The following is a 14,540-nucleotide window of genomic DNA, read 5'->3' as shown; positions in this document are numbered from 1 at the left end:
CATGCTGCAAACCATTCAAAAAGTACTGGAATGGCTGTTCGTCAGCCGAAGCGGGATCTATCAATTCGGTGACGTGTATTGTGAAGACAGCGGTTTTGTCGTCTACATCCCAAGAGAAGAAGAATAATAGCTACAGACATATAATGAATGCCAAATCAGCTGCAGATCCGAGGGCCAAGCCTGGATTTGTGGCTTTTGTTTGTTCTGTTGTATGTTACAATGGCACCACTGAAGATCCTACCTACATAACAGATCCTTTTCATCCTATTCTGCCAAAGGAGAAGTTCCGGAAATGAACAGATTACGTACAGGGAAGAAGCAAAGGCGGGAACAAAAGCTGCATATTGTACTACTGGCTGTGACAGTAGCGGTGCTGGTCTGGTCAGCTATTCATCCGCATGACTGGTTCACATGGATATTGGAAGTATTCCCGGCGCTTATTGGCGGTGCGATTCTGCTGCTGACTTATCGGCGGTTTCAGTTGACGGGTCTCGTCTACAGTCTTATTGCGCTGCATATGATTATTCTGATGATTGGCGGGCACTATACCTATGCCGAGATGCCGCTGTTCAACTGGCTGCGGGATAGTCTGCATCTGGAGCGCAATTACTATGATCGACTGGGTCATTTTATACAGGGATTTGTTCCAGCGATGATTGTAAGAGAAATGCTGCTTCGTACATCGCGGCTTCGTCCGGGGAAATGGCTGGTGACAATTGTAATCTCGATTTGTATGGCGATTAGTGCTGCTTATGAACTGATTGAATTTGCAGTAGCAGGAATTACCGGCACAGCAGCCGAAGCTTTTCTCGGTACACAGGGCGACGTGTGGGATACGCAGTGGGATATGACATTTGCCCTGCTCGGTGCTGTCGCTGCCCTGCTGCTGTTCAGCCGCTATCACAATGCCGAGCTGCGTCGCATGGAGCGTTCCCGGACGACTTCCAATGAAGACAAGTAATTTCTCCGTAATACGTTATAATGAGGAAGATGACAGGGAAGCAATAGAGAGGCGCTATCTCTGTATCTTCGTCTGCTCCAGGCTGTTCAAGCAGACGTTCCGTTTTGAAAATGGTATGATATAGAGACACCCAATTTACAGCTGAAAGGATAAATCGATATGGCAGAATTGCAAAAAGCAACATTCGCTGGCGGATGCTTCTGGTGCATGGTTACTCCATTTGAGGAATTGCCCGGCATTCATGGTATCATATCCGGTTACACTGGCGGACATGTGAAGAACCCGACTTATGAGCAGGTCAAGACCGGCAATACCGGTCATTATGAAGTAGTGGAAATTACGTTTGATCCGGAGTTGTTCCCTTATGAGCGTCTGCTGGAACTGTACTGGCCGCAGATTGATCCGACCGATGATGGCGGACAATTTCATGACCGTGGTTCGCAGTATCGTACTGCTATTTTCTATCATAATGATGAGCAGCAGGAACTGGCCCAAAAGACCAAAGCGGAAGTCGGAGCAAGCGGACGGTTTGGCGACAAGCCGGTTGTAACCGAGATTCTGCCTGCCGACGTGTTTTATCCGGCTGAAGAATACCATCAGGATTACCACAAAAAGAACACCAAGCATTACAAGGAAGACCGTGAAAAGTCCGGCCGTGATGAATTTATCAACGAGCACTGGGAGAATTAGGGTTAATCCATAAATTACAGCATATAACGGTACAAGAATCTTTCTTCACATTCCGTCAGGAACGCGAGCAGATACTTTGTACCGTTATTTGTGTGTCATACTGGAGGCAATATGATGAATACACCGGAAGCGATTCTTCGTATAGAGCGTATATTCAGACAGACCGCTTATCTGGCAAGCGGCAATACAAGGCAGCGCTCTGCCTATCAGGTGCTGCTGCATCTGGATCTGTTCTCTGTCCTGTCTGCCTATGATCCGGTACTGGCCGGAACGATTCCACTTGATATTGATATTGGCAGCAGCGATTTGGATATCCTATGCGAAGTACATGATCCCGATACGTTTGAAGCCATACTGATCGAGCATTATAGTCATATGACCGATTGGATGCTGAATCGCTGCGAAGTAGACGGGTTAATGTGTACTATTGTACGCTGGATGTATGAAGAATGGGAGATCGAAGTATTTGCTCAGCCTCGTGCAGTCGAGCAGCAAAATGGATTCCGTCATATGGTGATGGAACAGCGCTTGCTGGAACATCTCGGCGATCAGGGACGTCAGCAGATTCGTCTGCGCAAACAGCAGGGCATGAAGACCGAGCCAGCATTTGCCGACTATCTGTCTATTGCCGGAGACCCGTATGAAGAGCTGCTCCTCCTGTACGAATGGAGCGATGAACAGCTGCAGCAGTTCATCATTCAGGCTAATCTGACATAGTAGATTTGTCTTCGTTGGTGGAGCATTATTCAATTTTCAGGAAGAAATACCGTTAATAATAAAGTATGCATTTTATTCTTAATTGAGGAAAAGAGATGATTTCATGGCTTTGAAAAATCCTGTATTTAACAGCAGGGCATTCTCGGAAGAAAGAGACTATGATCAGAGAGAGTCTATGACCATTGCCGGCGCGGCAGGTAAGGCACTCGTACTCACCGTACTGCTTATACTATCCGCTGCGTACACATGGTACTTATTTAACAAGGGTGAAGACATCCGTACTTACATGATCGTCGGCATGATCGGCAGTCTGGTGATTGCACTGCCTACTACATTTTTTCCGAAAATTGCTCCGGTCACAGCGCCGCTGTATGTGATTGTCAACGGACTGGCGCTGGGTGGTCTGTCGGCGATGGTCGAGATGGTCTATCCCGGTATTGCGCTCAATGCCGTTCTAATTACAGTCGGTATCCTGTTCTTTATGCTGCTGCTGTATGCAACACGCATCGTACGTGTGACTCCCGGACTGGCTATGGGTATTATGCTCTGTACGCTGGCCATTGCTTTTGTGTATCTGATTAATTTTGTGCTGAGCTTTTTTGGAATGAGTGTACCTTATATTCATGATACCGGCTGGCTTGGCATCGGAATCAGTGTATTTGTAGTTATCGTGGCAGCTGCCAACCTGCTGCTCGATTTCCGGACGATCGAAGAATCGGCTCAGGCAGGACTGCCGAAATACATGGAGTGGTATGGAGCATTCGGTCTGATGGTAACGGTAATCTGGATGTACGTGGAGATTCTGAGACTGCTCAGCAAGCTGGCAAGTCGGGATTGATCCCTTATTCAGCCATCTATAATAAGTAAAATGTAACGTGATCAAAGCCTGTATTTCTGCTGATCTGCTCTTGTGTAACAAGGGTCTAGCCAGCGGGAATGCAGGCTTTTTGGCATGTCGTTATCTACATTGGATATATTCGAATAATGATATGGACAAGAATCAGGGATTGACGCTGCTCTTTTTATTCGCCAATATATGGTACAAGCATCTTGGGTTTGCTGCTATTTGGTAACAGCATTGATCAAGTGAGGATTCATTATTTTATTATGGAGGAGGATACATCATGATTCTGGAAGTTGCCATACTGAACGTCAAGGCAGGGCATACCGATGCATTTGAAGACAGTTTTCGCCAAGCCAGCCGTATTATTGCCGGGATGAAAGGGTATCTGTCCCATGAACTGCAGCGCTGTCTGGAGATCGACAATCAATACATATTGCTTGTCCGTTGGGAGACGCTGGAAGACCATACTGAGGGATTCCGCGGCTCGGAGCCTTATCAGGAATGGAAAAAGCTGCTGCATCACTACTATGATCCATTTCCGGTCGTTCATCATTACGAACTGGCTTGATAAGGATAAGCATCATCATTTACGTACTATAATTAAGGAGGAGCCTGCATGATTACCATCTTGCCGGTACAAGCTGATCACACCGATCTGCATCTATTGATCAAGGAACTGGATACTTATCTGATGGAATGCTATCCGGCGGAGTCGATCTATGGATTAAGTCCGGCTGACCCGGCTTCCTTTATGATCGCCTATGATGCGGAGGGCAAGCCTGTAGGCTGCGGAGCCATTCGTGCACTGGATGAACAGAGTACCGAGCTGAAGCGATTTTACGTCCGTACTTCACATCGCCGTCAGGGAATAGCCAGCAGGCTGCTGCAGGCACTGGAAGAACAGGCATGGCAGAAGAATTATCGGATTATCCGCTTGGAGACGGGAGCTGCCCAGCCCGAAGCCATTGCTTTTTACCAGCGTCACGGCTATGAACAGATCGAGCGGTTTGGCATTTATGTAGAGGATGAGAGCAGTCTTTGTTATGAGAAAAAGCTGCAAATGTAATACGATGCTAGCGCACACTGGATGATCAGTATATATTCCAGAGTCTGCCGGGAAAGGGTTGTTTTCCGGGATATATACATGGTATTCTAATTCATTAATCAGACAACTATTCTGGAAAGGGTGAAAAGCGATGCCGTTTATTACTGTCAAAGTGCTTGAAGGCAAAACTGTCGAACAAAAGCGTGAACTGGTACAGAAGATGTCGGAGCTGGTTTCGGATGTATTTGAAGTAGAGAAAGAGAAGATCTTTATCTTTTTTGAGGATCTGGCACCACATAATTATGGCAAGCATGGCGAGTTGCTACCTTATCTGAATGCACCGTCTCCAGAGGAACCGGACGAACAGGCATAGATACTGGTTGAAAGGGGGAGATAGAGATGTGGGGGATTGAACACTACTGGTTGTTTATATTATCGAGTATTCTGCTGAATATCACACCCGGCAGTGATACGATTTACATTTTGAGTCGCAGTATATTCCAGGGCAAGCAGGCAGGACTTATGTCTGTCTATGGCATTATCAGCGGCTCACTGGTACATACACTGCTGGCCGGACTGGGATTATCACTGATCCTGATGCAGTCGGCACTTGCTTTTAATCTGGTCAAATGGATTGGCGCCGGATATCTGATCTGGATGGGGATTCGGGCTCTGATGGCACGTCAGGAAGAAGGAGAAGCACTTAAGCATGTAGAGCAGCGACCTCTGCGTAAAATCTATCTGCAAGGCATGCTGACCAATGTGCTGAACCCCAAGGTAGCGCTGTTCTATCTGGCTTTTATCCCGCAGTTCGTTAGTCCTGCGCAGCATATGGGTCCGATTCCATTCCTGCTGCTGGGATTAACATTCAGTACAACAGGCTTGTTATGGTGCATACTGCTGGTGCTGTTTTCCAGCAAAATGTCCGGCCGGCTGCAATCCAGCCGCGCATCACGTTATCTGAACCGGGTAACCGGAGGGATTTTTGTTCTGCTGGGATTGAATTTGCTGCGTACTTCGCGGCATGTATCCTCCTGAGAAATCAATCGATCCTATCAAATAGCCATCAGACCGGGACGATAACGGTCTGATGGCTATTTGGGTACAGGACAATGACGCTGAAGCCAGTCCAGAATATCGGCAGTAACTTCTTCTCGGTTCGTATCATTAAGTGTCTCGTGCCGTGCATCGGGATACAACTTGATCTCGATATCCTGCAGCTGCAATCTCTGATACTGTTCATACAACTTGCGTACTCCTTTGCCATAGGCACCTACCGGATCACGATCTCCGCTGAATAGATAGACAGGCTTGTCTTTTGGAATTCGCCGCATACAATCCGGTCGATGAATCTCGATCAGCAGCTGGAAAAAGTGTACATAAAACCGCACACTGGCAAGCCGCGCACAATAAGGATCATTGACGAACAGTGCCACTTCCTCAGGATCGCGGGAGAGCCAGTCAAACCGGGTCGCGCGCGGTCTGGGCAGTCCGCGGTTGAACGGGCCGAATACAAGTGCATTGAGCAGCAGACTGCGATGCATCGGTCCACGCAGACGCCGCTGCAGCTGTGCCAGACGTTCACCGGCCTGGAGCAGCCCACGCGGACCGTTGGTGCCGGAGAGGATAAATCCATCGTATAGATCCGGATGATCATACATCAACTTTTGCACAATAAAGGAACCCATACTGTGTCCGAGAATATAGAGCGGCAGGGTAGCATAGTGCTCATGAATCCAGCGGGATAACAGCACCAGGTCTTCTTCCATCCAGTAAAATCCATTCTCTCCGGGATCACCAAGGTCATCCGGTGTAGCGGCAGTCAGCCCATGCCCACGGTGATCATTGGCATAGACGGCATATCCCTGTGCAGTGAGAGATTGAGCCAGACGATGATATCGGCGGGCAGTCTCGGCCATACCATGTGATATTTGTACAACTCCATGTATATTCTCCTGATCCGGCAGCCATTCATAGATATGCACCTGAATGCCTTCTTCATCCGTCATGCGAAATGTACGTTCCTTCATGAGTGTCATCTCCTTTCCAATCATAAATATAACCTGTACCGGAGGAATTATCACACCGGTACAGGTTAATCTATTCAATCCATTATAAGTTTGTTCCTCTTGGTATTAAGGCAGATAGGAACGGATCACTGTGCAGCTGCCATCCAGCGTGTATTCACCCAGATTGGCAGGCAGCAGGAAGCATTGTCCGCCTTTGAGTGGTGCGCTGCCATCTTTCCACGTAATGGAACCTTCGCCATTAGCAACGACGAGGATGGTGAAGCTCTCCGGCAGAGTGGACAGGCTCCATGAACCGTCAACGATGCCTTTTTCTACAATAAAGTAAGGAGAGGTAGCCAGTGTCAGCCACTGCCCTGCAGACAGACCATCTGTTTTCATAGTCGTAGCGCCTGCGCCTTCGTAAGCGATCACGTTAAGAGAATCTTCGATGTGCAGTTCACGCGGCTTGCCATCCAGTCCGGGACGATCATAATCGTACAGACGATAGGTGGTATCGGAGTTCTGCTGAATCTCGGCTACCAGTACACCGGCACACAGTGCATGTACCGTACCTGCCGGAATGTAGAAAGTATCACCAGCTTCTACCGGAACCTCCTGCAGCTCGTCCATAATCTGATTATTACGAATCGCTTCAGCCAGGGATTCGCGGGTGACGCCATCTTTGAGACCATAAATGATTTTGGCACCCGGTTTGGCATCCAGTACATACCACATTTCCGTTTTGCCCAGTTCACCTTGCGGCAGACCTTCATAATCATCGGTCGGATGCACTTGCACAGATAGATCGTCATTGCAATCCAGCAGTTTGATCAGCAGAGGGAAACGGCCGTTGGTCTCGGATACACCCCGTGTACCGAACCAGTCGCGCCCCAATGTCTCACGCAGCTGATCCAGACTTTTACCGTCCAGCTCACCACCGATAACTGATGTTGTCCCATTCGGATGATCCGCGATCATCCAGCCTTCGCCAATCGCTCCCTCCGGAATATCCCATCCGAACTGTTCCAGTGCTCTACCGCCCCATACACGTTCTTTGAATTCCGGTTGAAATTGCAGTGGGTATGGCTTCGTCATTAATCTCTCTCCTCCACATAGTCATATATTTAACATTCACCCCGTATGTATCGTTGTCCTATCCACAGACAACATCAGATGTAAGGCCGGGGCTGTATCCATCTTAACGTGCAGACTGGAAAAATTCCAGACGCTCTCCATCGGGACCGCTGAAAAAGAAGTAGCGACTGCCATTCGGAAGTGTCGTAATTGTCTGATCCAGATTGGACAATTGAAGTCCCTGAATCCGTGCATATTCTTCTTCAATATCGTCTACAGTAAAAGCAATATGATGCACACGGCCTTCTTCGGTCAATGCACCGGTATACCCCTGTACCAATTCCACTTCGGTATCGGTATGACCCGGAAAAGCGAGAAATGCCAGTCGAATCGCATCATCTACATGACCGTTTGTCTCCAGATGCTGAAGCCCGATAACCTGTTCGTAAAAAGCGATAGATTTTTCGATAGAAGTCACCATAATGCCTACATGTTCCAATTTGCGTACTGCCATAATATTTTCATCTCCTCAAGTTCATTTGAAATAATAACAGGATCGGCACTTTTTGGATCAGAAGTCTAGCCTGCTCCAGGCAGTACTGCATCTGTGTCCGGTTCGGATCGATTATGCGATCAAGCCTGTTTCTTTTCAATAGCAATCAGATATGGCGCATCACTGCGCTGCAGCTGGCGATATATAATGCATTGCGCCGTAGCAGTAGGAAGGGAAGAGGCCCATTCCTGTACAGCTTCGGCTTCTTCAGATCCGCCAGGATGACCTGGATACAGTACAATTGTCAGGATGCCCTTTACAGCTAGCAGCTCCAGAGAAATAGTGAGTGCAGGCAGTGTCGATTCCGGACGGGTAATGACTGAAGTATCTCCTGCCGGAAGATAACCAAGATTGAACATGACAGCCTGCAGCTGTCCGTGAAGCTCTGCCGGGATATGATTCGCCATCCGGTCGTGACTGCCTAGGATTAGCTCGGTCCGGGCGAGCCTGCCAGGATGCTCATACCTGCCAAGTCTTTCCTGGGTACGATCCAGCGCCTGCTGCTGAATATCAAAACTGTATACAAGGCCACTCGCACCAGCCGCCTGAGCCAGCATCAGTGTATCGGCACCGGTACCGGCTGTAGCATCAACAGCTATCGCCTGGCTGCCTGCCGTACTGCCCAGACGCTCGGCAACCAGTTTGTGGGCAAAGCTGAGTACAGACAGAAATCCCATTTAACGTCCCCTCCAGTACTTGCCCTGCCAAGTATCACGCTGTCTGAGCTCCCGATCGATCGAATTCAGAACTTCCCATTTATTCAGACTCCACATCGGGCCGATCAGTAGATCGCGCGGTGCATCGCCGGTCAGCCGGTGAACGATCATATCCGGCGGCAGGAATTCCAATGTATCAACGATCAGTTTAATATATTCATCCTGATCCAGGAATCGCAGCAAGCCTGCTTCGTATTGCTTGACCATTGGTGTCTTGCGCATCAGGTGCAGCAGATGAATCTTGATGCCCTGCACATCCATATTGGCTACAGCCCGTCCGGTATCCAGCATCATCTCGTGGGATTCCTGCGGCAGTCCATAGATAATATGGGCACATACCCGAATACCGCGCGCCCGCAGTTTGGCTACGGCTTCTTCGTAACAGTGGGTGTCATGAGCGCGATTGATAAGAGTAGAGGTGGATTCATGAATCGTCTGTAGGCCCATTTCCACCCATAGATAGGTTCGTTCATTCAACTCTGCGAGATAATCAACCACATCATCCGGCAGACAGTCAGGACGTGTAGCGATTGCAAGACCGACAACGCCCGGCTGCTCCAGAATGACTTCATAATATTCACGCAATTCTTCTACAGGTGCATAGGTATTGGTATAGGCCTGGAAATAGCCAATATACTGGGCGTTTGGCCACTTCTGGTGCTGCCGGTCACGGATCGTATTGAACTGGGTGACCAGATCATCACGGCGTCTGCCGGCAAAGTCGCCGGAACCCCGTGCACTGCAAAAGGTACAACCGCCTTTGGCAATGGTACCATCACGGTTGGGACAGGTGAAACCGGCATCCAGCATCACTTTGAATACCTTGGTTCCAAACTGCTCCCGCATCTCAGTGTTCCACGTATGGAATCGTTTATCCCCCCACAGAACCGGGGACTCTGTCTGTTCTATAGTAACCATAATGCAAGCTCCTTCATGGTATATCCATATTCTGATTATTCCGCCAATCAACAGTTTCTATTGTAACAAAAATAAATCACCGCTGGGTAGAAAAACAGTCCTTTTACTATAGTAAAAATAGACGTGAAGTGCAGTGATTCTGCCCATAGCTGTGTGACGGATATTCCCTGATCAGACGTAACAACTGCTTATACAGATGCTAAAATGAAAAAATAAATGACCTGCGTGTCATATTGCTGCAAAATGGTTAATAATAGGTGCACCTAGCTTAATTTCTTAACTGCATCGTGGCTACCGGGGAAAATGGATTTGATTTTCCGGCAGAAAATGGGTAGACTATGAATGCTTAAATTTGTTGGACCCCAATTCCAAATATAGAGAGAAGGATTTCCTTATGCTGTTCGCAGGATAGGGAAATCCTTCTTTCCTTTGTGCACTTTTTGGCAGATAACTCTTTACATTTCCCATTTTCTTCGTCAAAATAATTCCGTACGAAATAAAGAAGAGAATTATTCAAATCGGAGGACGAAGATGCGTTTAAGAGGTAGAAAAGGGATTCGCGAGGATCTGGAGCAGCAGCAGGATCTGGTCGTATTGAACCCTGAAGCTTATAAAGGAAAATGGCGTGAGCGTTTTAACAATGATTATCCGATCCATGTGGAATTCGGAATGGGTAAAGGACGCTTCGTCAGCCAGATGAGCGTGAAGAATCAACAGGTTAACTATATCGGCTTTGATATGTATGATGAATTGGTGCGCCGCGCTGCAGAGAAGACTCGTATTGCCTGGAATGAAGCAGAACTGGGCGATCCAACCAGTATTCAGCTGGCACTGGCGAATATCGAGAATATCGAAGATATTTTTACACCAGGCGAGATTGAACGGGTCTATCTGAATTTCAGTGATCCTTGGCCGAAAAAAAAGCATGGACGCCGTCGTTTGACGCACCCGCGCTTTTTGGAGAAATACTGTCGTCTGTTGAATTCCCGTGGACAGATTCATTTCAAGACGGATTCGGAGACACTGTTCGAGTTCTCGATTAATTCATTTGCCGACTATGGTCTGCAGATGACCAATATCAGCCTGAATCTGCATCGTGACGGCATTAATGAAGAGCATGTCATGACAGAATACGAAGCCAAGTTTATGGGTAAAGGGATGCGCATCCACCGCTGCGAAGTGATTGTAGGACAGGATGCATTGAACGAATACCAGCAGATGCGTCTCGATAAATATTGATTTATTGTTCTATTTAAATAGGAAAAAACACAATAAGGTCTTAACCTGACGTCAGGTTAAGACCTTATTGTGTTCCACCATATCCATAATACTGCGTGCACATTCAGTAGGATTATAGCGGTCGATTTGCTCCAGCTTGAGCTGGCGCTGCATGACGACAGCATCATAATCATTGATCAGCAGTTCCATCCACTGGGTAACGACATGAATCGAAGTAATCGGTTCACCCCAGCCTTGTTCTGTAAAGTAGCGCGAATTTTGTTCTTCCTGACCAGGTAGCGGATTGTAAAAGAGCATAGGGATTGCCTTGGCTAATCCTTCCGTACATGTCATTCCGCCTGGTTTGGTTACGAGCAGATCAGAGACTTCCATCAACTTATCAATCTCTTTGGTATAACGGACGAGATGAATATTCTCATGGCTGAAGTTCAGATCCTGCTGTGCTCGCTGGTAAGCTTTATCGTTGCTGCCGAAGCAGAAAATAAATTGTACTTTGTCTGCGAAGCTGGTCAGATAGGCATTGACGGCATCGTCGCTCATCATTCCCCAGCCGCCGCTCATAATCATGACGGTAGGCATATCTTTGAGGCCGAATCGCATCCGGATCTCTGCTTTGCTGGGATGTTCCCAGAAGTTCGGATGGACAGGGATGCCGGTAACCTTGATCTTGGAGAAAGGGATTCCGCGCATCATCAGTTTGGAACGTACTCCATCTGTAGAGACCAGATAGCGGTCTACTTCGGGAATAATCCATGTTCCATGTGCATCATAGTCTGTAATAACCATGCATAGCGGAATCGGCATACCCAGGCGTTTCAGCCGGGAAATAACCGCACCCGGAATCGGATGTGTACATACGATAATATCTGGCCGCAGCTGCCGGATGACATTCTGAGTATGAGTATAAAAAATCCGATGCAGCGCCAGTGTAGCCAGACGATTAATCGATTTTTTATATTGGCTGCGATACATCATGCGTACAAGCTTCGGCTGCGAGACAACCGTTTTTTTATAGGCGGTGATAATGAGCGGCGCTACTTTGGGATTGAGGAAACTGCCGAGCTCCAGCACTCTGGTTTGTATATTCGGTGAGATTTTACGCAGGCTGCTGGACAGCGCGTAAGCAGCTTGTGTATGTCCTGAACCAAAACCTTCCGACAAGAGCAGCACTCTGTATTTTGACACGTTCATTTCACCTTTTCTGCAAGGTATTCTCAATTAATTAAATAAGGTCGTACAGGCAGCAATTCAGCATGTCTGTAATATAACTGTAACAATGTTACCATACTGTTACAATAACTGCTTTAAGGCCACAATGCAACTGTACCAAAAGCAACCGCCGATCCGATCAATGCCCCAACGAGTACATCCGACGGATAATGAAGTCCCAGATACATACGGGACACCGCTACAATTAGTGCCAGTGGCAGCAGAAACGGGATGGTGTGCACATCTGCCAGCATGAATGGAACGGTTACCGAGAAGACTGCTGTCGTATGCCCTGACGGAAAAGAGTGATCCGTCAATGGGTTACGGAAGGTAATGGTCTCCGGTATGGCGAGATACGGACGAATACGCGGATATAGTTTTTTGACGATAGCTACCGGAATATGACTGATAGCTAGTGCAACAGCAGCATGCAAGCCGGCCTGATCCCATGGGGAAGGTGCCAGCAGCCATATGGCCAGTGTAGCGATAATCGTAAAAGTGGCTCCGCCCAGATTCGTCAGATAATAAAAGAAAATGTTGAGAAACCGATTATGAAGCCTGGTGTTAAACCATCTGAAAATATACTGCTCCATGGTTTGTAAACGAATAAGGAACTGACGCATGAGAGACCCCCGTATATATTGCCGTTGTCGGCTTAGATTAATCATATTTTTATTCTTTAACCATTTCAAGCATTATAACGTTAACCCAGCGTTAAATCACACATAATCTGTCATTATTATTCTTACCCTCTAATTGGCTGGCTCATTCATTTTGGATTGAGGAGTATTATGGAGTGATCTGTTGCCCATGATTCAACCGAAAATAATCGGTTTATAGAATGTCAGGTAACATGTTGCCTGGTTCCATTTCCCAAATTCCACTATAAAATTAAGGCTAAAGACATGAAAAGCGAGCAAAACCAAGATATTATACCATAAAACGCTGATAGACCTCGCCTTGGAACCTTTTCGTAGTGTTTGTCGTCATAATTATAGAGTTTTTCACAGCATACTGCATTTGGTACCTTTGACAAATGGACAAAAAGTGTGCAAAATCTTTATGTCTGCATGCAAAGTTTCATGAGGCTTACATCAATTACCTGGAATTATGAAATTTGAGTCATTTACAAAACAGATATTCAAAAAATGAAATGTTAGACACAAAGAGAACACAGTCGTCACGGTTTGAAGGGGTTTCATATGAAGGGGGTCACATATTCTCATGGGTAATATCTTGGATACAACATTTATAGTGCTGCAGATTTTGCTGGCACTGATCGCTGTCTACCAGTTTGGTTTTTCTTTATTCGGGATTATCAAACGCAAAAAAAGACCGGAGCATGCTCCGAAAAAGTCATTTGCGATTCTGGTAGCTGCACATAACGAGGAGAAAGTTATTGGCGCACTGATGGAGAATCTGAAAGAAATGGATTATCCGGAAGAACTGTACGATGTATTCGTTATCTGTGATAACTGTACAGACGGTACAGCAGATATCGTAAGAAGTCATGGTATGAATGCTTGTGTACGTACGAACCCTAACCAGCGTGGTAAAGGGTATGCGATCGAGTGGATGCTGAACGAATTGTGGAGCATGCCTCGCCAGTACGACGGTATCGTGATGTTCGACGCGGATAACCTGGCTGCTTCGAACTTCCTGAAAGAAATGAACAACGACATGTGTGAAGGTGCACGTGTTATCCAGGGTTACATCGATACCAAAAACCCGGAAGATTCCTGGATCACTGCAGCTTACGGTGTATCATACTGGTACATCAACCGTCTGTGGCAGCTGTCCCGTCATAATCTGAATATGGCGAACTTCCTTGGTGGTACAGGTATGTGTTTTGAAAATGAACTGCTCAAGGAAATCGGCTGGGGCGCAACCAGTCTGGTAGAAGATCTGGAGTTCACTATGCGTTGTGCCGAAAAAGGCATCTATCCAAAATTCAGCTATGATGCCAAAGTATTCGATGAGAAGCCACTGACATTCAAAGCTTCTTCCCGTCAGCGTCTGCGCTGGATGCAGGGTCACTTTACCGTAGCACGTCGTTATTTCTTCCCGCTGTTGTGGAAAAGTATCAAGGAATTCAACATCATCAAGTTCGACCTGGCGCTGTACAGCGTTAACGTCTACATCGTGTTGATTACCTTCCTGATGACAGCTGCCGTATGGATCGATACAGCTATTCTGGGTGGACCTCATATTGCTTCGGTATACAATTACATGCCGATGTGGGTCGCTGTTGTAGCCATCTTCGCCAATGTAGTTACTTTTATCCTGGCGATGGTTCTGGAAAAAGTGAAATCGTGGAAAGTGTATATGTACCTGCTGCTGTTCCCAATCTACGGATTGTCCTGGTGGCCGATTACCTTCTACGCGTTCTTCACACAGAACAACAAACAGTGGAGCCATACAGAACATACACGTGTGGTACGATTGGATGAAGTACAAGGTAAACAAAGTTCTCTGTAAGTCGGAGATCATTATATAGACAGTCATGGACAGCCTGCATAATTATTTTATGCAGGCTGTTGACTTGTCTAAGACTACGTGATACAA

At 47.0% G+C, this 14,540-nt stretch carries 18 protein-coding genes; 11 read left to right on the top strand and 7 right to left on the bottom strand.

Annotated features, from left to right (window positions below):
* The first annotated feature begins 1 nt into the window (after position 1).
* The 9 genes from WH46_RS24460 to WH46_RS01670 all read left to right on the top strand — a co-directional run bounded on the left by WH46_RS24460 (position 2) and on the right by WH46_RS01670 (position 5,295).
* Positions 2 to 127, top strand: coding sequence for a hypothetical protein (locus WH46_RS24460; protein ID WP_017811404.1), 126 nt, complete (start codon positions 2 to 4; stop codon positions 125 to 127).
* Positions 128 to 292: 165 nt separating this feature from the next.
* Positions 293 to 961: a DUF2238 domain-containing protein gene (locus WH46_RS01705; protein ID WP_046225470.1), complete on the top strand. Its 669-nt coding sequence runs from the start codon at positions 293 to 295 to the stop codon at positions 959 to 961.
* 168 nt (positions 962 to 1,129) lie between these two features.
* Positions 1,130 to 1,651: a peptide-methionine (S)-S-oxide reductase MsrA gene (gene msrA, locus WH46_RS01700; RefSeq protein ID WP_046225724.1), complete on the top strand. Its 522-nt coding sequence runs from the start codon at positions 1,130 to 1,132 to the stop codon at positions 1,649 to 1,651.
* A 111-nt stretch (positions 1,652 to 1,762) separates the two neighbouring features.
* Positions 1,763 to 2,368 (top strand): DUF4269 domain-containing protein, encoded by a 606-nt coding sequence (locus WH46_RS01695; protein WP_231584264.1) that lies wholly within the window; start codon positions 1,763 to 1,765, stop codon positions 2,366 to 2,368.
* Positions 2,369 to 2,471: 103 nt separating this feature from the next.
* Entirely contained in the window at positions 2,472 to 3,206 is a 735-nt protein-coding gene (locus tag WH46_RS01690) for a Bax inhibitor-1/YccA family protein (protein ID WP_046225469.1), read from the top strand.
* Positions 3,207 to 3,492: 286 nt separating this feature from the next.
* On the top strand, positions 3,493 to 3,780 hold the full coding sequence (locus WH46_RS01685) for an antibiotic biosynthesis monooxygenase family protein (protein WP_017811399.1): 288 nt from the start codon (positions 3,493 to 3,495) through the stop codon (positions 3,778 to 3,780).
* 48 nt (positions 3,781 to 3,828) lie between these two features.
* Positions 3,829 to 4,278: a GNAT family N-acetyltransferase gene (locus WH46_RS01680; protein ID WP_046225468.1), complete on the top strand. Its 450-nt coding sequence runs from the start codon at positions 3,829 to 3,831 to the stop codon at positions 4,276 to 4,278.
* A 130-nt stretch (positions 4,279 to 4,408) separates the two neighbouring features.
* Complete coding sequence (locus WH46_RS01675) at positions 4,409 to 4,630, top strand: tautomerase family protein (protein WP_017811397.1); 222 nt, start codon at positions 4,409 to 4,411, stop codon at positions 4,628 to 4,630.
* Between the two features lie 26 nt (positions 4,631 to 4,656).
* Positions 4,657 to 5,295, top strand: coding sequence for a LysE family translocator (locus tag WH46_RS01670; protein ID WP_046225467.1), 639 nt, complete (start codon positions 4,657 to 4,659; stop codon positions 5,293 to 5,295).
* 56 nt (positions 5,296 to 5,351) lie between these two features.
* On the opposite strand, the gene WH46_RS01665 is transcribed toward WH46_RS01670, so the two are convergent.
* The 5 genes from WH46_RS01665 to WH46_RS01645 form a co-directional block, all read right to left on the bottom strand.
* Positions 5,352 to 6,287 (bottom strand): alpha/beta fold hydrolase, encoded by a 936-nt coding sequence (locus tag WH46_RS01665; RefSeq protein WP_046225466.1) that lies wholly within the window; start codon positions 6,285 to 6,287, stop codon positions 5,352 to 5,354.
* A 105-nt stretch (positions 6,288 to 6,392) separates the two neighbouring features.
* Positions 6,393 to 7,361, bottom strand: coding sequence for a type I phosphomannose isomerase catalytic subunit (locus tag WH46_RS01660; RefSeq protein WP_046225465.1), 969 nt, complete (start codon positions 7,359 to 7,361; stop codon positions 6,393 to 6,395).
* A 103-nt stretch (positions 7,362 to 7,464) separates the two neighbouring features.
* Positions 7,465 to 7,854: a VOC family protein gene (locus WH46_RS01655; protein WP_046225464.1), complete on the bottom strand. Its 390-nt coding sequence runs from the start codon at positions 7,852 to 7,854 to the stop codon at positions 7,465 to 7,467.
* Positions 7,855 to 7,973: 119 nt separating this feature from the next.
* A complete protein-coding gene (locus tag WH46_RS01650; protein ID WP_046225463.1) occupies positions 7,974 to 8,570 on the bottom strand; it encodes a tRNA 5-(aminomethyl)-2-thiouridylate-methyltransferase MnmM in 597 nt (198 codons plus the stop codon).
* Entirely contained in the window at positions 8,571 to 9,527 is a 957-nt protein-coding gene (locus WH46_RS01645) for a tRNA modification radical SAM protein MnmL/YtqA (RefSeq protein WP_046225462.1), read from the bottom strand.
* A 531-nt stretch (positions 9,528 to 10,058) separates the two neighbouring features.
* Here WH46_RS01645 and trmB point away from each other — a divergent pair.
* Entirely contained in the window at positions 10,059 to 10,766 is a 708-nt protein-coding gene (trmB, locus tag WH46_RS01640; RefSeq protein ID WP_017811390.1) for a tRNA (guanosine(46)-N7)-methyltransferase TrmB, read from the top strand.
* A gap of 51 nt (positions 10,767 to 10,817) precedes the next feature.
* Here the strand turns inward: trmB and WH46_RS01635 are convergent, their stop codons facing one another.
* Both WH46_RS01635 and WH46_RS01630 read right to left on the bottom strand, forming a co-directional pair.
* Positions 10,818 to 11,951, bottom strand: coding sequence for an MGDG synthase family glycosyltransferase (locus WH46_RS01635; RefSeq protein ID WP_017811389.1), 1,134 nt, complete (start codon positions 11,949 to 11,951; stop codon positions 10,818 to 10,820).
* Between the two features lie 119 nt (positions 11,952 to 12,070).
* Entirely contained in the window at positions 12,071 to 12,598 is a 528-nt protein-coding gene (locus WH46_RS01630; RefSeq protein ID WP_017811388.1) for a phosphatase PAP2 family protein, read from the bottom strand.
* A gap of 610 nt (positions 12,599 to 13,208) precedes the next feature.
* Between WH46_RS01630 and WH46_RS01625 the strand changes: the two genes are divergently transcribed.
* The gene (locus WH46_RS01625) at positions 13,209 to 14,453 is read left to right on the top strand and encodes a glycosyltransferase family 2 protein (protein ID WP_026135994.1); all 1,245 of its coding nucleotides are present in this window, start codon (positions 13,209 to 13,211) and stop codon (positions 14,451 to 14,453) included.
* Positions 14,454 to 14,540: the final 87 nt, after the last annotated feature.

Origin of the sequence: Paenibacillus dauci (assembly GCF_000971985.1) — a bacterium.
GTDB classification, from domain to species: domain Bacteria; phylum Bacillota; class Bacilli; order Paenibacillales; family Paenibacillaceae; genus Saccharibacillus; species Saccharibacillus dauci.
This window is presented reverse-complemented; position numbering and strand designations above follow the sequence as displayed.